Here is a 24,996-nt window from a genome sequence, read left to right on the forward strand (position 1 = left end):
GTTAGTCCAAACTGCGATTCTTGCTGCCGATTTTCACCCAACATTTGCTCACAAAACCAACAATCAAGTTTGTAAAACGCTTGAGTATTACAGAAAGCACAAGAATCACCGCAAACTCTGCGATTAGCAATCCGTATGCTTGCCAGCGATTAAGCCACACTGGATATATTACTGTAAACACTTGCATTATTAACACATGGTGTACCAAAAAAATCGGGTACGAATATGCGGATATAAATTTTGTACACGCGCTTAATGGCTTAAAACTTTTAACAAGTTCACCAATATAAGAAAGCAGCAAAAATGCTAATATTCCTACAATCGTAACGGCAATATTTCCTTGTAAAACATGCGTTAATTGTTGCAATGCAAGAATCACAAAAGATACTGCAGCAAGCCAACAAGGCACTTTTTTAATAAACTTTACAAAAATCATGCCAAATACTAATTCTGGCAATCTTGTTGTTAAAAGAATATCAGACGGTACTCGCGGAATCTGGTAAAAAGTAAAGAACACAACTGTTGCAGCGTATAGAGCCAACACAACGCACACAGTTGTTATTGGCATTTTATTTACGCCAACTCTTAAAAGTGGAAACACTATGTAAAACAGTATTATGAACCCTAAGAACCATTCGCCTAGAACATAAAAAGTACCTACGCCGAATGCAGAAGCATAACCATCCATTCCAAAAAGCGAAAAAATTGCTGTTATTTTATGCCTTGGTACAAAAATATATCCATTATTGCGAATAAACAATAAAATATTCGCCACTATGAATGCTACCCAAAACATTGGGTATAGTGTTTTTGCGCGCTTTGTGTAGAATGTGCGCAAATCCAGGCTTTCTCTATCGCCATAGTTGTACATAAGAGCAGCGCCAGAAATAATCAAAAATAGCGATACTCCTAATCCACCAATGTAGATTCCAAACGGTCTATTTACGAAGAACCGCATTGGCTCCAAATATGGATTGTTAAAATGAGTTACAACAATCAAAATCGCAGCTATTGCGCGAATCCAATCCAAGTAGAAAAGTCGCGGTTTTTTTGCGCGCGTAAGTTTTGTCGCAGCTGTATTTACGCTTATATCACTCATCTTCTTTACCTTTACGACCAATGTGCACAATTCTTTGACCTATGTACAGTGTTTTATAGAAAACTCGCTTTGCAATACTCTTTAATACTCTTAAAGCAGCGTAACGGAATCGCTTTCCGCGCATTACTTCTCTACAAGTTTCTTCCAAATTGCGTTTAATCCATGGCGTGCTCACAGATTTTGATAGTTCTCGAACATCGAATTCTAGGTTAGTCATTTCTATTCGCGCAAAGTGATCCGAGAATATGTATGCGTCATAATATCCGTTGGATTGCGGCACATACCCGTATGCTCGCTCTATAAAGTGCAACAACGTTCCGTCTATTTTTAGCGGTTCTGCTGGAAAATCTTCGTAAGTCCACTTTCTATCCAATAGCCCACGCATAGCTTTTGTACGGAACCAAAACATTGTGCCAAGCGGAGCTATAGCGTCTTTGTTTTCGTCTAACGGAACGCTAATTCCTAACGTTTTTTCTAGGAATTTCTTTGTGCCTTCAAAGTTTGGACCCCAAGTGTATGTAAATCCTGGGAAATAGTCCGCATGATTTGGCGGCGTTGGCATTGCCATTCCAAGTCGCGGATGCGTTTCAAACAGATTTATAACGTTTTGCACATACTCTTTACTTGCAAGAATATTTTCAAAACACTTGTAAGCAAATCCGTCGCCTATGCTTCGAGGCGATAATTGCGTGACTTTTTTATCGTGAGCAAAGCATACGTAATCGTACTTCATAAGATCTGCGCCGCCGCCCACTAAGAATGCGCTCACATCTCTACCGCGATTTTCAATCAACCGTACGTCTACGTTATATGGAAGATGTTCCACACGCTGTTTCACAATTTGCTGGTTTTCTTTCGATCCTACAGTTAAAATAACGTCACATCCTTGCGGCATAGACTGAATATAGTGCAAACTTTTATCTAGCAAATCCATGTAATACAAGTGCATACACAACGCGACTTTTGGCTTAGATGCAGGCTTAGCAGTTGCAGTAGATGCTGATGTAGCTGTTGATGAGTTTTCTACAACATGATTTTGCGGCAAAATGTATCGCAAATGAAGATTCTTCATCAAATCTGCCATATTCATGCTTCGCAAAGCATTTTCCCAAATCAAATCCGTGTTGTAATCTGTGTGGTCTTTCAAATACTCGTATAAGTCTAATGCTTGGTTTCCAACAGATTGCGTAGAAACGTCGGAGTAGTCGTGGAAGAAAGACCTGCGCTTAAAAATCGGGCATCGTTTGTATTCCACAATCTGCCTTGCAGCATACGTTATTGGGCCATAAGAATAGCCTTCTAAATCACTCGTATCAACGTATACAGACCACTTGTATCCCTTATCTGCAAATCGCTTTGTAAATACTGATTCATGCAATCCAACAGACTCAAAGTAGCTGTTGATTGGTGGAAGATTGTTCCAATAATCCTGAAAATCTTTGGATTGAACAAAGCTTTTCCTGTATGCGTGAAAATGCGATTGAATATGCTCTGGCAAATATCCGTACGGACTGTATCCAAACGGATCTCCATTAACTTTATGGAACTTTGTTATGCCCCAAAAATCAAGGTCTTTTGCGTTCATAGCGTTAAACATTTCGCTAAACGGATAAACTGGACCCATAATCGTAGCGTTAAATAGCACTACTTCGTCAAACTTTTCCAACTCTGCCCAACCGTAAGAGTCCATTGCAGTTTTGTACGCCCACACGTCAAAACCCTTGTTCTCGCGCAAAATAAACTTGTTCGCGTAACCTTTAAGCATCGCTTTGCTTGACTCGTCGATTTTGCCATTAACTACAATCGCAAGCTCGTTAAAGAATGGTTTGAATCCGTCAAGCAGCGTAGACACATAATGGTCTGCGTGACCTTGCGCATCGTAGAAGAAGAAAATGCCCAAGCGCTTTGGATTTTCCAAAATCATGTTATCTCCTGATTTACCCTTAATTATCCTTGATTATTCTATTGTGTAATTTTGTATTTTGTTTAATCTCAAATTTATTTTTTAGACTTTATTTATCATTCTTTGATTTAGTTAAGTTTTTAACCATATTTTTTATCTTTTTTGCAAAACGCTTATACACTGGCATTGCATCGTAACGTTTTTGCGCTTCAATTTGCAAACGTTTCTGTTCTTCTTCATATTTTTGCTGATGAACCTGCATAATATGCAAAGACATTAAGTCTACTTGCTTATCGTAAGTTGTGTTTTGTTTGTCTTTAAAACTATCTGGTTTAATATTTCTATAAACGTTAAGAAGAACATCACACACTGAACCGTGTTTTATTATGCAATCGCTTTCTACAACTTGATTCATAAGGTCTACAAGCTTTTCTAGCACAATTGAGCACGCGCGTTCTAATCCCCATGTTTCAATAACAGCGTTTATGGCTTCTTGAAAATCCTCGACTTTTAGTCTTGTAAAGAACTCATCTTTTACTATTTTTAATCCACGATTATCAAACCAGCGTGAGGCTTCTTCAATGGTTTGCTTGCGACTTTTCATCGAAGGCTCTTTAGCAAAATCATTAGCAAAATCGTAAACAGCGCTTACAACATCTTTAACACTTCGTTGTTCTACAGTAAATTTTTCAACGCTTATCTTAGATCTTCCAGAAATTCCTCTGCCAATATGGTATTTAAGCGCGCGAAACGCTGTTAAGTCTTTTAAAGTTTGAGCAAAGGCTGCAATAGCGAAATATTCGTAAGCATCTTCTGCTTTAGAAAGTCGTGTTGAAACTGTTTTTTTAAACGAATCTCGAACTAAGTCACCTTTAAAAAGCGCTGTTATAACATTCCAAGGTGTCCAATGCGGAAAATCACTAGAAAACGTTGATTTAATAATATTATCGCCAGTTTGATCACCATTATTTTGCGCATACATTTGATCGTAGCTGTATGCAAAATCTTCATCTGATTTGCCTTCTGGGTGAATAGAAACACCAAAATGCAATATATCTGCAGGATTATTAGTAACGTATGAGTAGAGAACTTCGCAAGCTTTAAGATCAATCTCATCATCTGCGTCAACAAAAAGAACGTAATCACCGCTAGTCGACTGAACACCAGTTTTACGCGCAACATGCCTACCGCAATTATGATCTTTAGCAATAATTTTTACTCTAGAATCTTTATGCTCATAATCGCGCAAAATTTGCAAAGTATTATCTGTACTAGCGTCGTCAACAACAATAATCTCAATGTTTTTAAAAGTTTGATTAACAAGTGAATCCATGCACTGCTTAATATACGGCTCCTTGTTGTACGCAGGAACCACCACGGAAATTGCAGGATTCATAAATCGTCTCCATTGCACACTAATCGGTAAAATAGCACAAATCATATCTATTGTACTACTAGACACAATCAGTTTTTAGATTGTTGTCACGCATTAAAATCTTATAGTATATTTTTTAGTGACAAGTAGCACATGCATGTCAAACACATAGAAGGGTTGTAGTATGAATCAAGCAGACTCTAGTTGTATTAAAGAATTAAACACTAATCAACTACAAGATTCAGCTACACTTGCAAAATGCGGCAAAAAAAGCAACTCAACTAGCACAACTAGAGCAATTATAGAAAAAACGTATTCCTTTAAAGACTTCATTGATTTTTGCAAATCTAATGTTGCAGAACTTGCAATAAGCGCGATTTTTTTGATTATTGCATACGGTCAAAAAGCTTTTTCTAACACTTTTTCTATAGACACAGAAGAAATGATCTCTAGATCTAAGGCTCTTTACAATTCTTGGATTCGCCTAGAACGCTTCGGCTTGCTGGCTTTTAAGTACGTTACAGGAAGATACTGGTATAACAATTCATTAGCTGGAATCTTAATGATTCTTGCGCTTTTTGCTTCCGCAACAACATGGGCATACTTGTTTAGCAAAGCGCACAATTTGGGCGCAAAATTCCACCCAGCTTTATTTATGATTCCTTTTATAAGCGCTCCTATTCTTGCAGAAATGCTTGGATTCTTGCTTATGGGAGATGACGTAGCTTGTGCGCTAATGTTTGTTAGCATGTCGCTTATGTGTGCGCATAACGCGTACCAAAATCGTAAAGAACTTAAGACTCTTTTAGCATACGCATTAATGGCACTTATTTTTGCAATTTTTGGTTTTACTCTCTACTTAGCAATGACTACTGTTTTTGTTGCCGGAACAGTCATGATTGCACTAATAATTAAGGGCGACTATGCGTGCAAATTTAAGAACATAGTAAGCTACATTTTTACGTATATTTGCGTGTTTATAGCAAGCTATGCATGCTATGTGATTTTGAATAAAATTGTTATCGCTACCAACCACACCTTCACGGATCCGTACATTAAAGAACAAATGCGTTGGGGTAAAGACCCTATAACAAAAATTATTCATACTATATTTTTGCATGCAAAAAACATGTACCTAGGAAGAACAATATTCCATAGCGTATTTATAACAATTGCATTAATCGCTTTAGTGTTATTAACTATTGTTCAAGTGATTCGTAAAGAGCTTAACGCTTTTACTATTATTTTTGCTATTGCTATAGTTGCAAGCCCTATGATGATGAGCGTAATACTCGGCACAGCAGGCACGGCTAGAACGGAACTAACATACCCGCTTGCTGGCGCTTTTTCATGCATGTATTTGTTGCATTACATTATGCAATTTAGCAAAAAGACTTTAACAACGATTATTGCGTGCGTTCTTCTTGCAATTATTGGATTAAGTCAGTCGTTTACAGTAAACCGCTTGTATTACACGGAATACATGACTTACAACCGAGACTATTACATTGCTCAAGATGTTGCTAGAAGAATAGAAGTACTACAAGCAAATCATAAAAAACCACTTAAAGTAATATTTGTTGGCAATCACATAGCAGACCACAATCCTAGTGAATTTAAGTCAAATCATCTTGAACTTATTGGACGATCAATGTTTGAGATTGGATTCTCAACTCTTCACGGCACATGGGTAAAAGCTGGTTTTATACGCTCAACTACTGGATTTAAGATGGAAACTCCTGTATTAGAATCCGCTTATATAAGCGCAGAAAAGGCCGTACAAAATCTGCCTTCTTGGCCTTCGAATAAATGCACTACTGTTTTAGATAACAAATATATAATCGTAAAATTCTAAATTACTAACTAAAAAATAAAGTTGTTAACGCTTTATAAATGCACCAAACAAACAAGTATAAAGCGTTAACAACTTAGATAAGTGTTTCAATCTCGTAACGTGGGCGATGCTTAGATTCCATATAAATCTTTCCAATGTATTCGCCCACAATGCCGATTGAAAGCATAATCAATCCGCCAATAAACCACATTGAGAACATAACAGAACCCCAGCCAGCAACTGCTTTTCCTTGCAAAACAGAGGCTATTACGTAAACAAATACGCATAACGAAACTAAAATAGACGCGAATCCTGCAAATGTTACAAAACTCAAAGGCTTAGTAGAAAAAGATGTAATGCCATCTATAGCAAACGAAATCATCTTTTTAAGCGGATACTTAGACACACCAGCTTTGCGCTTACCACGCACATACTCAACTTTTGTTGACTTAAAGCCAATCGATGGCACTATACCACGCAAGAAAAGATTAACTTCTTTGTATTCCAAAAGAGCTTTCAACGCATTCTTGCCCATAAGTCTATAATCTGCATGATTTGGAACGGTTTCTGCACCCATCCACTTAAAAACACTGTAAAAAGCTAATGCAGTGTTGCGCTTAAACCACGTATCTGTTTCTCTAGACGAGCGAACGCCATACACAACCTCGTAGCCATCCACATATTTTGCAATAAATTGATCAACAACATCAACATCGTCTTGCAAATCAGCGTCCATGGAAATTGCAGCATCGCAACCAGATTTATACGCTGTAGTTAAGCCAGCAAGCAAAGCATTTTGATGACCACGATTATGTGCAAGCTTTACACCGCCAAAAAGCGAAGGATTCGACTGGTGTAAATCGCAAATAATATTCCAAGTCGAATCTCTAGAACCATCATCCACAAAAAGAATACGGCTAGAATTCGAAATAATCTTATTTTCAATAAGAAAAGTAACTTTGCTTAAAAGAATACTAGAAGTTTGCGGAAGAACAGGCTCTTCGTTGTAGCAAGGAAGAACAAAATATATGCATGGGCACTTGCTGTTTTGCAATGTTTCACGCAATGTTAATCCTTTCTAAAAACCATAATTTAGCATTAAAAATCCAGAAAAGTTACGATTTGCAATAACTATTTTAGAAAATCACTCATAATCTTTTGGATTTTGCTATTATCTCCCCAAACTGCTGGAGAATCGTATGGTCTATCTGGGAATGCGCCATATTCAAGCGAAATATCAAGATTATTCTCGCGAATGTAGCGCTCAACGCGATCTGCAAGCGAAACAGGCTCCCCCGTGCAGCAATTAATTACGCCATTTACTTTATCTTGTAAAACGGTTGCAGCAATTTGCTTAGCTAACACGTCTACATTAATAAAGTCGTATTTGTTTTTGCCAGTAGTAAACGGAAAAGTCTTCTTGCCATCTTGAGCAGCTTGAAGAAGCTTAGAGAAAATAGAGTTTCCACGAGCGTCGTCGCCAACAATGTAGTACGCGCGAATCCATTGAACAGTTGCATCATATTCTTTACCTAAAAGCAAAGTAGCGTCACGCAAAGCGTTCTTGGAAATGCCATACATAGAAGCTGGCTTGCAAGGCGTGTTCTCGTCAATAGCGCCCTCCCAGTAGCCTACTTCATGCATAGAGCCCATAACAGCAATCTGCTTTAGGCCGCCCGAAAGCATAAGACGGATAAAGCGGTAATGGTTCGATAAATCTTCCATGTGCGTGTCTGCAGCATGCTTAAAACCGTTGCGCCAAGCCATGTGCAAGCAAACGTCTGGGGACCCAAGCTTTGTGAACAAATCAGCATCATCGCTAAAAATATTCGCTTCAATACGCGTTGCGCGCTCATCAACACCGTCTAAACGCAAGTCGGAAGCAATTACGCTAGCACCTGCATCTAAAAGAGCTTTAACGACGTGACGACCAATATATCCACCAGCACCAGTAACAAGAATTCGCTTACTCATAATTTTTCAGTTTAGCAGCGTATAAAAACTTTCAAACATGCCAAAATAAATAGAACAAGATAATCACAAAATAATCACATTAATAATTAATCTAAAAGCTAAAATTATTACATGTTATGTTACATGTAATATCGCGTATAATATTGCGCATAACTTAACCGAATATTTAACCAAATGTTGAATCAAATATTTAACCAAATCAATCCCCAAATGTAAACTTAACAAAGTTATACGTGCATACACACTGCAAATTTGTAAGAAAGGCAGCGATGACAACAAAGTCTGACGCCATCTATCACCCTGGTAGAAGCAAAGGTCTGATTGACATTCCAAGATACCTTTATTTGCTTGACTTACTTGTAAAAAAAGAAGTACGCATAAGATATCGCGGTTCTTGGCTCGGTATGGCTTGGACGTACGTAAAGCCAATAACGCAATTTGTAGTGTTCTACGTTGCAATGGGGATTTTCTTAGGACTTGGTCGCGGAGGCGGAATTCAAGCCTACCCACTGTACCTTTTTAGCGGAATCATAGTAACAAACTTTTTTGTAGAAGCATTCTCTAATTGCACAAGATCAATACTTTCTAATGCTGGCTTAATACAAAAAATCTATCTTCCTAGAGAGCTATTCCCACTGGCATCACTACGAGTTGCTTTTGTACACTTTTTCCCACAAGTAATCGTGCTTATAATCGGAGCCTTATGCATGGGGTGGATTCCAGATTTTGCAGGCGTAATAGTGGCAATAATCGGATTTATTAGCGTGTGTACGTTTGCGTTTGGTCTTGGATTATTCTTTGGAGCAATAAACGTTTTTTACAGAGATGCAGAAAACATTACAGACTTAGTAGCAATGGTTGCCGTATGGCTTGCGCCGTGCTTCTACACATGGCAAATGGTTGCAGCTCACGCACCACGATGGGTTTTAGAGATGTATTATGCAAATCCTATTGCAATAAGCGTTGAAGCATTCCACCGCGGATTCTGGCTAAATGCCACAGATCGCACTTTCCAATTTGCAGGAGCTTGGTCTTTAAGACTTTGCGAAAGCCTTGTAGTCGCATTTGCTGTACTACTTATTGGCGAAGTTACATTTAGACATCTTGAAGGCAAGTTTGCTCAAGAAATTTAAACTTACTAAGATTTTGGGGATTTTACTTTTAAGAGCAGCAGGAGTTATATATGAATAAGCCTTATAACACACTTCCAGAAGACGTTGTGTTAAGCGTTTCCAACGTTACTAAACGATTCTCGCTGCGAGCAAATCATTCGATTAAAGAGTCGATTGTAAACTTGCTAACACCGCCGTCTAAAAAGCACGAGACACAAAACTTTACAGCTTTAAGCAATGTTAGTTTTACTATTAAACGCGGCGAAACTGTTGGACTAATAGGCATGAATGGATCTGGAAAATCCACTATGCTTAAAATGCTTTCTGGAGTTATGCAACCAGACGAAGGCGAAGTTTGTGCGCGCGGAAGAATCGCAGGACTAATCGAAGTTGGAGCAGGATTTGCTGCCGACTTAACTGGTCGCGAAAACGTGTATCTTAACGGCGCAATTCTTGGAATGACAAAAGAAGAGATAGACGATAAATACCAATCAATAGTAGACTTTAGCGAAATAGAGCCTTTTATGGATACAGAAGTTAAGTTCTACTCTTCGGGAATGTTCCTTAGATTGGCGTTTTCTGTAGCAGCGCACAGCGATCCAGACATTTTCTTAATCGACGAAATTCTTGCAGTTGGAGACGAAGCTTTTCAACACAAGTGCATAACAAGGCTTAAAGAGCAGCAAAAGCGTGGGCAAACAATGGTGATTGTTTCTCACAGCGAAGATCAAATTAAGCAACTTTGCTCCCGTTGCATAGTGCTGTCTCATTCGCACATGATTTACGATGGTAAAGCCGAGCCAGCGTTTAACGCAATGCGAGAAAGCTTAAACGAAAAATCTTAGACGATAATCAATAAAGAATAAACAATAATCAAAACCAAAAAAGCAAAAGGCATATAAGAGGATATTATGGAAAACATGAGTAACACAACAAACTTTGAGCCAAAAAACATAATTGTAACTGGCGGATGCGGCTTTATTGGGTCTAATTTTGTGCACTACGTAGTGAACAATCACCCAGAAACACACGTAACAGTATTAGACGCGCTAACATACGCAGGAAATATTGAAAATATTGCAGGATTGCCAGAAGATAGAGTTGACTTTGTGCACGGCAATATTTGCGATGCCGAACTTTTAGATAAGCTTGTTCCAGGTCACGACGCAATTGTGCACTACGCTGCAGAATCTCATAACGACAACAGCATTGCAAACCCAGAACCATTTCTTAAAACCAATGTTGAAGGCACTTTTAGACTACTCGAAGCAGTTAGAAAATACGGGATTCGATACCACCACATCTCTACCGATGAAGTGTACGGAGATTTGGCATTAGACGACCCAGCTAAATTTACGGAAGAGACGCCATATCACCCATCCAGCCCATACAGCTCCACAAAAGCAGCAAGCGATATGTTGGTACGCGCATGGACTCGCACATACGGTTTGCACACAACAATCAGCAATTGCTCAAACAACTATGGACCATATCAGCATGTTGAAAAGTTTATTCCGCGACAAATCACAAATATTCTAGAAGGCATTAAGCCAAAGCTGTATGGTCAAGGATTAAACGTTAGAGATTGGATTCACACAGAAGACCACAGTAGTGCTGTTTGGACAATCCTAACAAAGGGAGAGCTTGGAAACACCTACTTGATTGGCGCAAATGGCGAGAAAAACAATATAACAGTTTTGCGCATGATTCTAGAAATGATGGGCAAAGATGCAAACGACTTTGAGCTTGTAAAAGACCGTCCAGGCCACGACCGCCGCTACGCGATTGACAGCACAAAGCTACAAACGCAACTCGGATGGAAGCCAAAGCACACAGACTTTACAACAGGCTTAGAGCAAACAATCAAATGGTACACAGAAAATCGCGCATGGTGGGAAGGCGCTAAAAGCGCTACTGAAGCAAAGTACAAAGCTCAAGGGCAGTGATCGCCTAAAAGTCAAGTTTGCTTGTATACAAATTGTATGCAAATCTAACAAAAATCTAGTCGCGAATCTAATCAAAAATAAAGAATTTGTAGGATGCTATGGAATTTGAAAAAGAACTAAGCGTTACAAAAACCAATATTCCAGGTTTAATCGTATTTGATCTTCCAGTACACGGAGATAACCGCGGATGGTTCAAAGAAAACTGGCAGCGCGCAAAAATGACGGCTCTAGGTCTCCCCGACTTTGGACCCGTACAAAACAACATTTCGTTCAACGAAAAACGCGGAGTAACCAGAGGCATCCACGCAGAACCATGGGATAAATACATAAGCATTGCTACTGGCGAAGTATTTGGCGCATGGGTAGATTTAAGACCAGGTCAAAGCTTCGGTCAAGTGTACACAACCACACTAAACCCTAGCAAAGCAATCTACGTGCCTAGAGGCGTAGGAAACAGCTTCCAAGCTTTGCAAGATGGCACAGCATACACTTACTTAGTAAACGCACATTGGTCGCTAGAGCAAAAGAAAACATACACTTTTGTAAACCTTGCAGATCCAGATTTACACATTAATTGGCCAATACCTTTAGAAGAATCCGAGCGAAGCGAAGCTGATTTACACCATCCAATGCTAAAAGACGCCAAACCAATGGCACCAAAACGCACTCTTGTAACTGGATGCAACGGTCAACTTGGTCGCGCAATACAAAACTATGCTAAAGAGCATGATTTAGAAGGATTTGAGTACGTAGACTTAGATAGCTTCGATATAGCAAATAAAGACGATTACAGCCGCTACGACTGGGATTTGTATGGAACGATTATTAACACAGCAGCATACACGTCTGTAGATGGCGCGCAAACGCCACAAGGAAGACGAGACGCGTGGAATAGCAACGTTAAAGGAGTGGCAAATCTTGCAAAAATAGCACAAGAACACCACATCACTCTTGTGCATATTTCAAGCGACTATGTTTTTGACGGCACTCAAGAAAATCATAAAGAAAACGAAGAATTTGCACCACTAGGCGTGTACGGCGAAACAAAAGCTGCAGCAGACGCTCTAGTAGCAAACGTTCCACAGCATTATATTATTCGCTCAAGTTGGATTGTTGGAGAAGGACGAAACTTTGTAACGCGCATGATTGACTTTGCAAACCGTTGCAAAAATGGTGAATCTGTTAGCGTTCAAGCTCCAATAGACCAAACTGGAAGACTCACTTTTGCAAGCGACTTAGTAAAAGGCATGTTCCATCTTCTAAACACGCAAGCGCAATACGGAACATACAATCTTACAGGATCTGGCAAAATCGCGTCTTGGCACGATATTGCTCAAAAAGTGTTTACACAACTTAATGTAGACACAAGCAAAATCGAAGCAAATCGCGTAGACGATTACACGCGCATATCTAATGGCTCTCCTAGACCACACAAGTGCGCACTTGACTTGCAAAAAATCGAGTCCGCTGGATTTACGCCATGCGATTGGGAAGATTTGCTTGAGTCTTACGTAAATAGAATTGAACAAAACAACAAGTAAAGGATGTTTCAAAGATGAAAGGCATTATTCTTGCTGGCGGTTCTGGCACACGCCTATACCCACTTACTACAGTAACGTCTAAGCAGCTTTTGCCAGTTTACGATAAGCCAATGGTGTATTACCCTCTTAGCGTACTTATGATGGCTGGAATCCGAGATATTCTTGTGATTTCTACTCCTCAAGACTTGCCTAATTTTGAAAGGCTACTTGGAAGCGGAGAACAATTTGGAATCAACTTATCTTACAAAGTTCAGCCATCGCCAGACGGTCTTGCTCAAGCATTTATACTCGGAGAAGAGTTTATAAATGGCGATTCTTGCGCGCTCGTGCTTGGAGACAATATATTCTACGGAAATGGCCTAGGAGCTATTTTAAAGCACGCTGCACGCGTAGAACACGGTGCTACAGTATTCGGCTACTACGTAGACGACCCAGAAAGATACGGCGTTGTGGAATTTGATGAAAATCACAAAGCCGTTAGCATAGTAGAAAAACCAGAACACCCAGCATCGAACTATGCTGTTACAGGCTTATACTTCTACGATTCCCGAGTTACAGAGTTTGCAAAACAAGTTAAGCCGAGTGCTCGCGGAGAGCTTGAGATTACGGACCTTAACAAAATGTACTTAGAAAATGGCTCACTAAACGTTATGACTCTTGGTCGCGGATACGCGTGGCTAGACACTGGCACAATGGACTCGCTTTACGAAGCTGGCGAATTTGTGCGCACAATAGAGCGAGCGCAAGGGCTGCCAATCGCAGTGCTTGAGGAGATTGCATACGAAAACCAGTGGATTAGTCGCGATCGTTTACTTGAGTCGGCAGAAAAATATGGTAAAAGCAATTATGGCAAGCACTTAAAGCAGGTTGCTGAAAATCGCATTATCATATCTAAAGATTTGTTCACGGATTAAAAATCGCAAATCCAATTTTACAAATCAACTAGTTTACTTCTGGTTTACTTAGTTTATTTACTTAGTTTGCCCAAGGAACATAGCTTTTAACTCTGGTAAAAGCGCTCGTAACGCACTACCCCTGTGTGAAATGGCGTTCTTTTCTTCTTGACTAAGCTGAGCACTTGTCAAATCCTGCATTTGAATGCCATTTCTAACAGGCTGATTATCTGGTACAAAAAGCGGATCGTAACCAAAACCATTCTCTCCGCGTGGAGCTCTAATCAGTCTACCAACCATTTCTCCAACGCGAACAGTTTCAAAACCATTTGTTTTCCACAGAGTGTTTTCAAGTTCTGTTTCACCACAACCCTTAGGAATAGCTAAAGCTGCAGCACAGCGGAATCGTGCTGTTCTACACTGATCTGGAATGTCTTCAAGCTGTTTAAGCAAAAGCTCATTATTCGCCTTGTCATCTCCATGAACACCGCTCCAACGCGCAGACAATATTCCTGGAGCAGCTCCGAGAACATCCACAATCAAACCTGAATCATCTGCTATTGCAGGCAAACCAGTTCTTAAAGAAACATCTCTAGCTTTGATTAGCGCATTTTGCTCAAAAGTCACACCTGTTTCTACCGGGTCTGGAAGCCCAAGAGAACCTGCTGTAACAAGCTCAATATTTTCCGATATCTCATCAAATTCTTCGTTTAAAATACGCTTAATTTCAACGAGTTTACCCTCATTATGCGTTGCCACAACAAGTCTCACGCTCGCCACTCCTTGGTAATTTATCGAACAAACAGATATAAACTTTATTTAATTTTGACTTAAAGCTGCGCGCTGAGCCGCTTGAAGCTCACGATTACCTTTGGCTGCCAAATCAAGCAAAACATTAAGCTCATCGCGATTAAACGGGCGATGCTCAGCTGTGCCCTGAATCTCAATAAAATTGCCAGAACCAGTCATAGCAACATTCATATCTGTCATTGCTTGACTATCTTCCACATACGGCAAATCAAGCATTGGAGTGCCATTAATCACGCCAACAGAAACAGCAGAAACAGAGTCTTTAAGAACGTTTTTAGCGCTACGAATATGCTTGTGCTTTTCTGCCCAATTCAAAGCATCTACAAGAGCAACATATGCGCCTGTAATCGAAGCCGTGCGTGTGCCGCCATCTGCTTGAAGAACATCGCAATCGATTTGAATAAGGCACTCGCCCATTGCCTTCATGTCTATAACACCTCTAAGGCAGCGACCAATAAGGCGACTAATCTCATGCGTTCTTCCACCGATTTTCCCCTTAACAGATTCGCGATCAGTGCGCTCAGCTGTTGCCCTTGGAAGCATTGAGTATTCAGCGGTAACCCAACCTAAACCAGTGTCTCGCCTCCAGCGCGGAACTCCAATAGTAAAAGTGGCAGTGCACATAACGCGCGTGTTACCACACTCGATTAACACGGAGCCTTCTGGGACATTGGTAAAATTGCGAGTTATTTTTACTGGACGCAACTCATCTACGTCTCTTCCATCAAAACGAATAGGTTTTACTGATTCCAACATATCCTTAATTTGAGCCATAATTCAACAATCTAGCACGCGGCATTAACTAGCATGCAGCATTAATCTTGAGCAAAATCGCAATGCAAAAACTGTAGTGCGATTGTACCCGATTTGTGCATTTTTCCATACAAACACACTACATATTTATGTAGTGCGATTGTACCTAACTTCGGCGTTTTTCTATACGAACACACTACAACTGTAAACTTTTGTATCAAATCTGCTCACTAAGCGCAAGCCACTCTTCTTCTAACGCGCTAGATTCGCTTTGATTCGCCTGCAACTTCTCGTTAAGCTCTTGCAAGCCTACAAAATCACTTGGATCATGGCTAGCCATTTTCTGCTCAATCTCGCTTTTTTCTTCCTCAAGCTTTTCTAGTTTTCGCTCTATTGCTGAAACTCTTCTAGTAGCATCGTAATAAGCTTTTCCGCTTAATTTTGCTTCATATTTTTGATTGGATTTTTCCGCAGAATCCGCATCTGACGAATCGCCAGCAACCGCCCTAGAACTCGCCTCAAAATCTGCCTTAGATTCTTGCATATTTGCGCGCTCGTAGTCTTCCATAATCTTTAAATATTCATCAACTCCACCTGGAAGATGACGAATTTTCCCATCAATAAGAGCAAATTGCTGGTCTGTTACACGCTCAAGCAAGTATCTGTCGTGAGATACAACAATCAAAGTACCTGGCCAAGTGTCAAGTAAATCTTCCATAACAGCAAGCATGTCGGTGTCTAGATCGTTTCCAGGCTCGTCCATTATCAACACATTTGGCTCGTTTAAAAGAATCAGAAGCAACTGCATACGACGTTTTTGACCACCAGAAAGATCTGCTATTGGCGTCATAAGCTGTTCAGGCTTAAACCCAAGTCTTTCCATAAGTTGACCAGGAGTAACTTCTTTTCCATCGATTATGTAGCTTGGTTTATATCTGCTCAAAACCTCTTTAACCTTATATTTTCCAAGCTTTTCAAGTTCTTCCAAACGTTGAGACAACACAGCAAACTTTACAGTTTTACCAATGTTTACATGTCCTTTAGTCGGATGCAAAGAGCCATCTATTATGTTCAAAAGCGTTGATTTTCCAGCACCATTCGCACCAACTATGCCAAATCTGTCTCCTGGACCTATCAGCCACGTTTGATTGTCTAAAAGCATACGACCTGTAATAGTTTTTTGCGATGCTGCACATGTTTCTTTTAATGGTGCTTCTGGCGATTCTTCTACAGAAATAGCGACGCTACCAACATGTGTAGGCTGAGAAAATGGTGATTTTACAATATCTGCATCTGCTCCAGCAGGCTTTGATGAATCTTCAAAAATTTGCGTAACATCAATCAAATCAACAACTTGCTTACCAAGACGTGAAGTTGCCATTCTTTTTAGCTCAAGAGTATCTCGCATAGGTGGAACATCTGCTATAAGCTCACGAGCCTGCTTAACATGAAACTTTTGCTTGGTAGAACGCGCACGAGCACCCCTAGAAAGCCACGCAAGCTCTTTACGAGCCAGATTCCGCCTGCGCTCCTCGCGAACATCCGCCTGGCGTTCGCGCTCAACGCGCTGCATCATGTACGCGCTGTATCCGCCTTCAAATGGGTCAATCACACCATCGTGAACCTCCCACATAGAAGAGCAAACTTCGTCTAAAAACCACCTGTCGTGCGTAACGAGCAAAAGCGCGCCCTGCCCGTCTTGCCACCTGTGCAAAAGATGCTCTGCGAGCCAATGAATTGTAAGCACATCAAGATGATTCGTAGGCTCATCCAAAGCCAAAATATCCCAATCATGCAACAGCAACCTAGCCAAATCCGCACGCCTACGCTGACCTCCAGAAAGCGTACCAACTTTAGCTTCAAGATTGATTCCGCCAAGAAGAGCCTCAACAATTTCGCGAGACTTTGAATCAGCAGCCCACTCATAATCCTGGCGATTCTCCAATGCAGCTTGGCGAACTGTAGCATTATCGTCCAGCGGATCTCGCTGGCTTAAAATGCCAAATGTCAAGCCGCTTCTACGCGTAACTCTGCCAAAATCTGGGTCCATACTACCCTCAAGAAGCTTAAGAAGCGTGGATTTTCCGTCTCCGTTTTTTCCAACAATTCCTATACGGTCTCCCTCAAAAACGCCTTGAGTCACATTTCTAAAAATAGTTTTTGTTGCAAATTCAAGCGATACGCGTTCTAGTCCCAAATCATAAGTAGGCATAACTCACAAATATAGCTGTGCTACTATACTATGCGCGGTAAAGCGCTTAGACCGCGCGAACGATATTCCATATTTCCTATTTAGCGTTGCTGAGGGCTGGGTGTTTCTTGTCTCACAACGCTCCGCCTTTTACGTGTTATCTTGTGTTGCGGTTGTTCCGTTTTGTCTTTGATTTTGTTTTTTGGTTGAAGTTTGTTTGTAGTGGTTGATCATTGGATTATTTGGTATCGGCTTCCGCTCTTATATTGTTCGACCAAGAATCACCCAGCCCTCTTACATGCTTGAACAATTGCGTATTTCTTAATCACCGAGATTCTCGATTTTTCTTCTTCATTCGATGAATCACCATCAAAGATGCTGAGGTTCATCTCATTCAGTGCGAAAAATCTCGAATCTCTACTTCACTTGCGCGACGACCTGCCTTCGCGCTTAGACCGCGCGAACGACAGGACCTGCCCGAGATTGTACGTGATTTAGATCAAATTTGGTACAAACTCGGGAAAACAACTCCGCATTTTGTAGCTCAACACACCAAAATCAACAACAAAAAGCGGAAAGTCGCATAATATTGAATGTCGTATAATATTGAGTTATGGGTTATGTATCTGAAAATTCTTTACACAATGCTGTGAACAAAGCTACAACAGACTTATTTACTTTTAGCTACAAGCACATTATTAAGCCGCACTTAGTGTTTAACATTCCACCAGACGAAGCTCACGATCGAATGATTGCATTTTGCAAAACAAGCGAGCGCATTCCTGGATTAATGTGGCTTTTGCGGCAAATGCTCAATTACACGGATCCAATTTTAGAAACGCGAGTTATGGGAGTGGATTTTGCGAATCCATTTGGCTTAAGCGCGGGACTCGATAAAAACTGCGACTTATGCACTGTTCTAGACAATGCTGGTTTTGGTTTTGAAACAGTTGGCTCTACAACCGCTCGCCCATGCGAAGGAAACGCTAAACCTTGGTATCATAGGCTTCCGCAATATGATTCTCTTCTTGTTCATGCCGGTCTTGCTAACGACGGCAGCGAGTTTGTAATTCCTAGAGTGGAAAAAGCGTGGACTAATGCTAAAAGCATGCGCGTTTCTGTGAGCATTGCGCGCACCAATGATAATCTTGTTGGTGATTTAGACGAGGGCATTGAAGATTATCGAATATCTATGGAGCGAGCAAGTGGTAAAAGCTCCATGATTGAGGTTAACATTTCTTGTCCAAACACTATGGCTGGCGAGCCTTTTAGTGATCCAGAAGCTTTAGATAAGCTTTTTAATGTTTTAGATAGAGTTGATCGCCCTCAACCAACTCTTGTAAAAATGCCTTTGAATCTAAAAGGCGGATGGTCTCAATTTAAGTCTTTGTTAGACGTTTTAAGCGCACATAATGTTGATGGCGTGAGCATTGCAAATTTGCGCAAGAATAGAGATGGACTAGACATTCCTGCAGATTGGAAAGGTGGAATCTCAGGGGCCCCAACATTTGCCGCAAGTAATGAGCTTATTAAGCGAACTAGAAGCGAGTTTGGCAACAGGTTTGCAATTGCTGGAATAGGTGGCGTATTTACTGCAAAACAGGCTTATGAAAAGATTAGAAGCGGAGCTGACCTAGTTATGTTCGTTTCTTCTCTTATGTATAGAGGTCCTCAACAAATAACTGTTCTAAAGCGCGGACTTGCTGATTTACTCAGAAAAGATGGGTTTGAGACAGTTAAAGATGCTGTTTCAGCTGATGTGGATTAAAAACTAGAATAGATTACAATAAATCAGCTGGTATCGACGTATTCATGCAATACCTCAATGCCAGCTGATTTTTTAATAATATTTTCAACTAACCATATGAAACTTAATTATCGTCAGAAGATGTGTCTCCTGTTCCATCTGTATTACCAGACCCAGAAGATGTACTCGTTCTTCCATCGCCAGTAACCGACGATCCACCAGTCGCAGGATCTGTCGAAGCAGCACCCTGATTTGCCTGAGCCTGATCTTGAGCTGCCTGTCTACGAGCATCCTCATCGCGCTTACGCTGTTGCTCTGCATAATCTTCCTGACGCATTTGCGGAGTTAATGACGGCATCTTTCCACCAGCCATATACTTTGAATCTGGCTTACCATATTCATTGTCGATAGGAACGTTTGCCGCTTTTAGATAATCGTCCATAAACTTTTTCCAAGCTGGAGTTGCAATGTAAACACCGTACCAAGCGCTTCGATAAACACCATTAATTCTCATGTTGTTGAAGCTCTTTTGCACTTCAGCGTTTCCAATTGCAACAAAAGCACTAATCTTATTTGGCACGAATCCTGCAGTAGTCATGTAATACTGTTCGTTAGTACCAGTTTTTGCAAAAGTTTTACGACCACCAGCTAATTGAGCAGCATGCGCAACACCACTAGGTTGAGCAACACCCTGATTTATAGCGTAGGCTACAGTTTGAGCAATTTTTTTCGGTATAGCCTGATGACAATTAGCGCTTGGCACTCGCAAACGTCTACCGTTTTTATCAATAACACGCTTGATTGCAATAGGGTCACATTGAACACCATTAGCACCCAATGTTGCGTAAATATTTGCCATTGTTAGTGGGGAAGCCTGAACTGCACCAATCACCATAGGAGGGTTTAGAGAGTTCTTAGAAAATACGTCTTCCTGACCTATCGGAGAATTGTGATACCCAAGTGTTTTCGCAGCCTCTGCCACTGCACACAGCTTAAGCTGAGCACCCATAGCAGCCTGAATAGTGTTGTGAGAATGCACCAAACCCATTAACGGTGTTTCTGGATTAACATTTCCACCATCTGAATTTCTCACAGACCAACGCCCTATACCTTTATATCTTGCGCACGAAAATTCAGTATTGTTATAGAACGTGTTTGTTCGTACAGGCTGATTAATTGATTTTCCAGCAAGCATCCATGCAACAAGATTGATTGGCTTCCAAGTAGAACCAATCTGCCAGCCTAAGCCACCACCGTCTTGTTCATCTACAGCGTAGTTAATAGCTGTGTGAGTAGGGTCAGACCTCGCCGCATCGGTCGCATCATAAATACGATTGCTTCCAAAACCAAGAACTTCACCAGTACCAGGCTTTATAGCAGCTATAGAGACTTCAAAACCACTAGGATCATTAACAGGGATAGTGGCCCTAGCTGTATTCATGGCGGTTGTGTTAGCTGTTATATCCATTGTGGTGTAAATATCCAAGCCACCTTCATTAAGCAGCTTCTGCCTTGCTACAGTTGTTTTGCCAAATTCTCTAGAATTCAAGATTTTCTTAGTAACATAATCACAGAAGAATGCTGCATCTCCAGCAGCCTGGCAACCGACGTTAGCAACTTCATGCTGAATATTAAGAGTGCTTTTAATTGGTGTTGTAACCGCATCATCATGTTCTTTTTGACTTATAAAGTTTTGTCGAAGCATTAAATCAAGAACTATATTTCTTTGCTTCTGCGATTCAGGCTGATTTTCTTCAATAGAAGGATCGTACCTAGAAGGATTCTTTGTGATTGCTGCAATAGTCGCAGCTTGAACAAGATTAAGATCGGCTGCTGTGGTATTAAAATAGCGTTTTGCAGCAGTTTCTACACCGTAAAGATTATTACTACCAAACTGTGCAACGTTTAAATATCCCTGTAAAATCTCTAGCTTAGAGTATTTTTTCTCCATTTGGATTGCGATTAACATTTCTCGCAATTTTCTAGCAACAGTACTTTCTGCAGCATGATATTCCGAAATAGGATCATTGTCTTCTCTAGCTTTGATCATAAGAACATTCTTAACGTATTGCTGTGTTAAAGACGATCCACCTTGCATATCAGACTTTTTAATAAACGTTTGCACAAATGCACGCATAACGCCTTGCACATCAACGCCTGAATGCTCAAAGAACCTACGATCCTCACGCGCAACCATTGCCTGCTGCATGTATTGCGATATGCGTCTTAATGGCACAACAGTGCGATTTTGAGCATAAAATGTTGCTATAACTGTTTTGCCATCAGAAGCGTATAAACGCGATTTTTGAGGTAAAGCCGTAACGTCAAAATCAATGCCATCAACTCTAAGAGAAGGCACAACAGACTTGACCACGCTGTTTACGCTCATTACTCCTGGCACAAATAAAATACTTGATACTACACCACCTGCAACACACAATGTGATGTACGTAAGGAACAGTGCTAACACGCGACGAGTTGTGAGGGATTTCTTCTTAGGCATGCGAACTATTCTAGAGGTTTGCCTCTACGTTGCGGCACGCAAAAATCGCGATTTATCTTTCTGCTCTGCGAATCAACATTCCAGGTTGGTAAATAATAATTGACCTACCGTGCCTTTTAATCCAACCCCTCTGAGCAAAATCCATCAACGCTTTATTAACTGTTTCTCTAGAAGACCCAACAAGTTGAGCAAGTTCTTCTTGTGTTAAATCGTGAGGAACAAGCACACCTTCCCTAACAGGTTCTCCAAACCTAGAAGCAAGGTTTAAAAGCGTTTTAGCCAATCTAGCTGGAACGTCCATAAAAACAAGATCAGAAATATGCTCGTTGTTTGCTCTTAAACGTGCAGCTAAAACCTGAAGCATGTCTACGGCAACCCTAGGATGATGGCCAAGCCATTTAAAAAGAACTTCGTTTTCTAGCCATAATACGCGAGTTTTATCTGTAATTGCTATTGCAGAAGCTGTACGCGGACCGCCGAACGGGTCAAAAACAGGAATCTCTCCAAGAATCTCACCGTGCGTGTGGATACTAAGCAATTGCACACGATTATCCCTTGAATGACGTACAAGCTTAACCCGTCCACGCTCAAGCAGATACATGCGGCGATCAGTATCTCCTTCGTTAAAAATCGCCTGCCCCTTAGAAAAAACCGACTCATGCAAATGCTCGAGAAGCTCCCTCGCTTGATCGAGTGGCACTTGCTTAAATAACGCTGTATGCGTTAAAGGAAGGTCTTCCGTGTAGGGCTTATCTGGCTTAATTCTTACCACAATCAGCCTCCAATGTGTTTTAAAAATATTCTACGAAATACCCATGGCATCTAAACACCATGCGTTTTCATAGCAAACTTCCTCCCATTTTTTATACCTGCCAGAGCTTCCACCGTGACCGCCATCTGTTTCAATGCGCGCAATCGCGTCCGCGCCTGCAGCCTGCAAGCGAGCAAGCCACTTAAGAGGCTCCGTAACAAGAACGCGAGTGTCGTTAATCGAAGAAGTTATAAGAATCTTTGGAAACTCACCTGGCTCAACATGTTCAGGCACATTCTCGTAAGGCGTGTACGACTTTATATACGCGTAATCTTGCGCATTATGCAATGGGTCTCCCCATTCGTCCCACTCTGTAACAGTAAGCGGCAGCGAGTCGTCTAGCATAGACGTAAGCGCATCAACAAACGGAACATCAGCTTCGATTCCTGCATAGCATTGCGGAGCCATATTTGCTACAGCGCCCATAAGAAGACCGCCTGCAGAACCGCCATTTGCAACAGTCTGATTTGCCGAAGCATAACCCGCTTGTTGCAAAGCACGCGTAACATCCACAAAATCTTCAAACGTGTGTTTTTTGTTGCGACGTCTACCATTCTCATACCACGCACGACCCATTTCTCCGCCACCACGCACATGGACTTGCGCGAACAGCACTCCTCTATCCAGCATGCTTAGGCGCGCCACAGAAAAATACGGGTCGCTGCTTATTTCATAAGCTCCGTAAGCGGTGATGAACATTGCTTGTGATTTAGCTACAGTGTTTTTACGCCACACTAGGGATACGGGTACGCGCTCTCCATCTCGGACAGTAATCCAGACTCGTTTTTCTGCGTAGTCGTTTTCGTTAAAATCGCCTAGAATTTTCCCACGCTTAAGCAAAACGTCTTTGCCTGTAGTAGGATCTATTTCACACAAAGACCCTAGTGTTGCATAGCTTGAACAAGAATAACGCATTCTTGGAGCTTCGTAAGAAGGATTACCAGTTGCTCCAATAAGATAAACACGACTATTTTTAGCTTGCTCATTGGTTATTTTAGACAGTTCAATTCGAGCGGTGTTTTGGTTTTGATTTTTATTTTGGACAGATAAATTAGATAAATTATCTTTTGCAACATTGGTTGGTTGCCACTCTTCCGCTGTTTCTTTTATAAAACCTTCTGCCCCAACCCTAATAAAACGCCAAGGTCGTCCAGCATTAAAATCTTCAACAGCATTGCTTTTAGGCATAACAGCAAGCTGAGGCAAGCCATTCGCGCGGAAAGAAAGAGCCACATAATTCTTATAAACGCTTAAACCATCGATGCTCAATCCGCAAGTTCCCTGTAAAATCTTAGGATTTTTGCTGTTGTAATACGGTTCACTAACCGCTTTTTTGCTTGCCCCTGGTTCTAATGAATCTCCATTTTTGCAGCCGTAAGGTGATCCCTGAACCACACAATCGCCTTCGCCAATGTTAAATGGCATTGATTCCATAGATTGCTTTCGCAAATCTATAACGTCAATCTGAAAATTAGGATTTTTAAGATTGTGGCTTACAAACATGAGTGGAATATCTTTACCATCATCTCCAGCATTTTCAAAGCATGCGAAAGAAACATCGTATTCCACGTTTTTTATAGGCTTTAACACCATCTTAAAATCTGCTTCTGGAGTGCTTAATGGAAGCATTAATACGCGCGAAGTCGTTTTGGAGCTGCTGTTTATCATAATGCTACGTTCGTCGAAACTTTCGTAAACGCTAACAAAAAATCTCGCATCCAATTCTTCAAAAACTTTTACATCATCTTCTACAGAAGTTCCAATTTTATGTCTAAACACTTGGTATGGTCGCCATGCGCTGTCTAAAGTCACATAAAAAACCCATTTTCCGTCTGGTGTTAAAAGCGCAGAAGATATGCCTTTTATGCAATCTCGAAGCGTTATAAAATCATTGCTACTTTTGCAAAAATCACGAATATAAAAATCGAATCTTTCATCACCCTTAGTATCGACACCAAACAACATTCTCGTGCCGTCTAAACTAATATCCATTCCTCCGAGTTGGAAGAAATCTCCACCAAATTCCGATGCCTCTTTGTTGGCGTCAAAAATAACTTCTTCGCCGTCTGTTTCTCCAGGATTTGCGCGTTCATCTATAACTGGCGGATCCCAATCATTCTCGTTTTTAACAGGCATTCGGCATTGAATCCCGTACTGTTTACCTTCTACGGTACGCACATAATACCAATATCCGTCCATTCTTGTTGGAACAGACATATCCGTTTCTTGAATACGCGATTTCATTTCATTAAACAGTTGTTTACGCAAAGAATCTAACCTAGAAACGCGTTGTTCAGTGTACTTGTTTTGAGAATCAATATATTCACGAAGTCTTTTGCTCTCTTTGTCTTTCATCCAAGCATATTCATCTACAAACACATCATTGTGAAACTCACGAACATAATCAATTTTTGTAGCGGTCATAGGCTTACAACCAGCAGCCTTATTTAAAGAATCAAACTCACCGACTTTTAGCGAACTATCTTGCATTTATAACCTTTACA

At 40.8% G+C, this 24,996-nt stretch carries 18 protein-coding genes; 7 read left to right on the forward strand and 11 right to left on the reverse strand.

The window, feature by feature from the left end:
• Position 1: 1 nt before the first annotated feature.
• The 3 genes from P0106_RS01090 to P0106_RS01100 form a co-directional block, all read right to left on the reverse strand.
• Positions 2 to 1,099 (reverse strand): acyltransferase family protein, encoded by a 1,098-nt coding sequence (locus P0106_RS01090; protein WP_004575007.1) that lies wholly within the window; start codon positions 1,097 to 1,099, stop codon positions 2 to 4.
• On the reverse strand, positions 1,092 to 3,023 hold the full coding sequence (locus P0106_RS01095) for a rhamnan synthesis F family protein (RefSeq protein ID WP_473730328.1): 1,932 nt from the start codon (positions 3,021 to 3,023) through the stop codon (positions 1,092 to 1,094). Before P0106_RS01095 ends, P0106_RS01090 begins: the two co-directional genes overlap by 8 nt.
• A gap of 88 nt (positions 3,024 to 3,111) precedes the next feature.
• Positions 3,112 to 4,398: a glycosyltransferase family 2 protein gene (locus P0106_RS01100; RefSeq protein WP_020760531.1), complete on the reverse strand. Its 1,287-nt coding sequence runs from the start codon at positions 4,396 to 4,398 to the stop codon at positions 3,112 to 3,114.
• Between the two features lie 163 nt (positions 4,399 to 4,561).
• Here P0106_RS01100 and P0106_RS01105 point away from each other — a divergent pair, with 163 nt between their 5' ends.
• Positions 4,562 to 6,232 (forward strand): glucosyltransferase domain-containing protein, encoded by a 1,671-nt coding sequence (locus P0106_RS01105; RefSeq protein ID WP_473730329.1) that lies wholly within the window; start codon positions 4,562 to 4,564, stop codon positions 6,230 to 6,232.
• 73 nt (positions 6,233 to 6,305) lie between these two features.
• Here the strand turns inward: P0106_RS01105 and P0106_RS01110 are convergent, their stop codons facing one another.
• Positions 6,306 to 7,277, reverse strand: a complete 972-nt coding sequence (locus tag P0106_RS01110) for a glycosyltransferase family 2 protein (protein ID WP_473730330.1) — start codon at positions 7,275 to 7,277, stop codon at positions 6,306 to 6,308.
• A gap of 65 nt (positions 7,278 to 7,342) precedes the next feature.
• On the reverse strand, positions 7,343 to 8,185 hold the full coding sequence (locus P0106_RS01115; RefSeq protein WP_473730331.1) for an NAD-dependent epimerase/dehydratase family protein: 843 nt from the start codon (positions 8,183 to 8,185) through the stop codon (positions 7,343 to 7,345).
• A 269-nt stretch (positions 8,186 to 8,454) separates the two neighbouring features.
• Between P0106_RS01115 and P0106_RS01120 the strand changes: the two genes are divergently transcribed.
• From P0106_RS01120 to rfbA, 5 genes are all read left to right on the forward strand, one after another.
• Positions 8,455 to 9,318: an ABC transporter permease gene (locus P0106_RS01120; RefSeq protein ID WP_004112141.1), complete on the forward strand. Its 864-nt coding sequence runs from the start codon at positions 8,455 to 8,457 to the stop codon at positions 9,316 to 9,318.
• 152 nt (positions 9,319 to 9,470) lie between these two features.
• Complete coding sequence (locus P0106_RS01125) at positions 9,471 to 10,142, forward strand: ABC transporter ATP-binding protein (protein ID WP_374960342.1); 672 nt, start codon at positions 9,471 to 9,473, stop codon at positions 10,140 to 10,142.
• Positions 10,143 to 10,208: 66 nt separating this feature from the next.
• Positions 10,209 to 11,243, forward strand: a complete 1,035-nt coding sequence (rfbB, locus tag P0106_RS01130; protein ID WP_004125576.1) for a dTDP-glucose 4,6-dehydratase — start codon at positions 10,209 to 10,211, stop codon at positions 11,241 to 11,243.
• Between the two features lie 98 nt (positions 11,244 to 11,341).
• The gene (locus P0106_RS01135; protein ID WP_410309986.1) at positions 11,342 to 12,784 is read left to right on the forward strand and encodes a sugar nucleotide-binding protein; all 1,443 of its coding nucleotides are present in this window, start codon (positions 11,342 to 11,344) and stop codon (positions 12,782 to 12,784) included.
• Positions 12,785 to 12,798: 14 nt separating this feature from the next.
• Complete coding sequence (gene rfbA, locus P0106_RS01140; protein WP_248898636.1) at positions 12,799 to 13,698, forward strand: glucose-1-phosphate thymidylyltransferase RfbA; 900 nt, start codon at positions 12,799 to 12,801, stop codon at positions 13,696 to 13,698.
• A 57-nt stretch (positions 13,699 to 13,755) separates the two neighbouring features.
• Here the strand turns inward: rfbA and P0106_RS01145 are convergent, their stop codons facing one another.
• The 3 genes from P0106_RS01145 to P0106_RS01155 all read right to left on the reverse strand — a co-directional run bounded on the left by P0106_RS01145 (position 13,756) and on the right by P0106_RS01155 (position 17,452).
• A complete protein-coding gene (locus P0106_RS01145) occupies positions 13,756 to 14,448 on the reverse strand; it encodes a non-canonical purine NTP pyrophosphatase (protein WP_410309985.1) in 693 nt (230 codons plus the stop codon).
• 48 nt (positions 14,449 to 14,496) lie between these two features.
• Entirely contained in the window at positions 14,497 to 15,261 is a 765-nt protein-coding gene (gene rph, locus P0106_RS01150; protein ID WP_004112121.1) for a ribonuclease PH, read from the reverse strand.
• Between the two features lie 196 nt (positions 15,262 to 15,457).
• A complete protein-coding gene (locus tag P0106_RS01155) occupies positions 15,458 to 17,452 on the reverse strand; it encodes an ABC-F family ATP-binding cassette domain-containing protein (RefSeq protein ID WP_119676054.1) in 1,995 nt (664 codons plus the stop codon).
• 592 nt (positions 17,453 to 18,044) lie between these two features.
• Between P0106_RS01155 and P0106_RS01160 the strand changes: the two genes are divergently transcribed.
• Positions 18,045 to 19,199 carry a quinone-dependent dihydroorotate dehydrogenase gene (locus P0106_RS01160; RefSeq protein ID WP_119676053.1) on the forward strand — a complete coding sequence of 385 codons (1,155 nt, stop codon included), beginning with the start codon at positions 18,045 to 18,047 and terminating at the stop codon, positions 19,197 to 19,199.
• A gap of 103 nt (positions 19,200 to 19,302) precedes the next feature.
• Here P0106_RS01160 and P0106_RS01165 read toward each other — a convergent pair whose 3' ends face one another.
• The 3 genes from P0106_RS01165 to P0106_RS01175 are packed head-to-tail and all read right to left on the reverse strand — an operon-like array spanning position 19,303 to position 24,982.
• Positions 19,303 to 21,681: a transglycosylase domain-containing protein gene (locus P0106_RS01165; RefSeq protein ID WP_415682194.1), complete on the reverse strand. Its 2,379-nt coding sequence runs from the start codon at positions 21,679 to 21,681 to the stop codon at positions 19,303 to 19,305.
• A gap of 52 nt (positions 21,682 to 21,733) precedes the next feature.
• Positions 21,734 to 22,453 carry a Crp/Fnr family transcriptional regulator gene (locus P0106_RS01170; protein ID WP_119676051.1) on the reverse strand — a complete coding sequence of 240 codons (720 nt, stop codon included), beginning with the start codon at positions 22,451 to 22,453 and terminating at the stop codon, positions 21,734 to 21,736.
• Between the two features lie 30 nt (positions 22,454 to 22,483).
• Complete coding sequence (locus tag P0106_RS01175; RefSeq protein WP_473730332.1) at positions 22,484 to 24,982, reverse strand: S9 family peptidase; 2,499 nt, start codon at positions 24,980 to 24,982, stop codon at positions 22,484 to 22,486.
• Between the last annotated feature and the right edge of the window lie 14 nt (positions 24,983 to 24,996).

It is taken from the genome of Gardnerella sp. c11Ua_71 (genome assembly GCF_055818025.1).

Bases quoted from the DNA above. Each gene is read 5' to 3' on its own strand.
- P0106_RS01090 (WP_004575007.1), bottom strand. From the start codon at position 1,099: ATGAGTGATATAAGCGTAAATACAGCTGCGACAAAACTTACGCGCGCA.
- P0106_RS01095 (WP_473730328.1), bottom strand. From the start codon at position 3,023: ATGATTTTGGAAAATCCAAAGCGCTTGGGCATTTTCTTCTTCTACGAT.
- P0106_RS01100 (WP_020760531.1), bottom strand. From the start codon at position 4,398: ATGAATCCTGCAATTTCCGTGGTGGTTCCTGCGTACAACAAGGAGCCG.
- P0106_RS01105 (WP_473730329.1), top strand. From the start codon at position 4,562: ATGAATCAAGCAGACTCTAGTTGTATTAAAGAATTAAACACTAATCAA.
- P0106_RS01115 (WP_473730331.1), bottom strand. From the start codon at position 8,185: ATGAGTAAGCGAATTCTTGTTACTGGTGCTGGTGGATATATTGGTCGT.
- P0106_RS01120 (WP_004112141.1), top strand. From the start codon at position 8,455: ATGACAACAAAGTCTGACGCCATCTATCACCCTGGTAGAAGCAAAGGT.
- rfbB (WP_004125576.1), top strand. From the start codon at position 10,209: ATGGAAAACATGAGTAACACAACAAACTTTGAGCCAAAAAACATAATT.
- P0106_RS01135 (WP_410309986.1), top strand. From the start codon at position 11,342: ATGGAATTTGAAAAAGAACTAAGCGTTACAAAAACCAATATTCCAGGT.
- rfbA (WP_248898636.1), top strand. From the start codon at position 12,799: ATGAAAGGCATTATTCTTGCTGGCGGTTCTGGCACACGCCTATACCCA.
- rph (WP_004112121.1), bottom strand. From the start codon at position 15,261: ATGGCTCAAATTAAGGATATGTTGGAATCAGTAAAACCTATTCGTTTT.
- P0106_RS01155 (WP_119676054.1), bottom strand. From the start codon at position 17,452: ATGCCTACTTATGATTTGGGACTAGAACGCGTATCGCTTGAATTTGCA.
- P0106_RS01160 (WP_119676053.1), top strand. From the start codon at position 18,045: ATGGGTTATGTATCTGAAAATTCTTTACACAATGCTGTGAACAAAGCT.
- P0106_RS01165 (WP_415682194.1), bottom strand. From the start codon at position 21,681: ATGCCTAAGAAGAAATCCCTCACAACTCGTCGCGTGTTAGCACTGTTC.
- P0106_RS01175 (WP_473730332.1), bottom strand. From the start codon at position 24,982: ATGCAAGATAGTTCGCTAAAAGTCGGTGAGTTTGATTCTTTAAATAAG.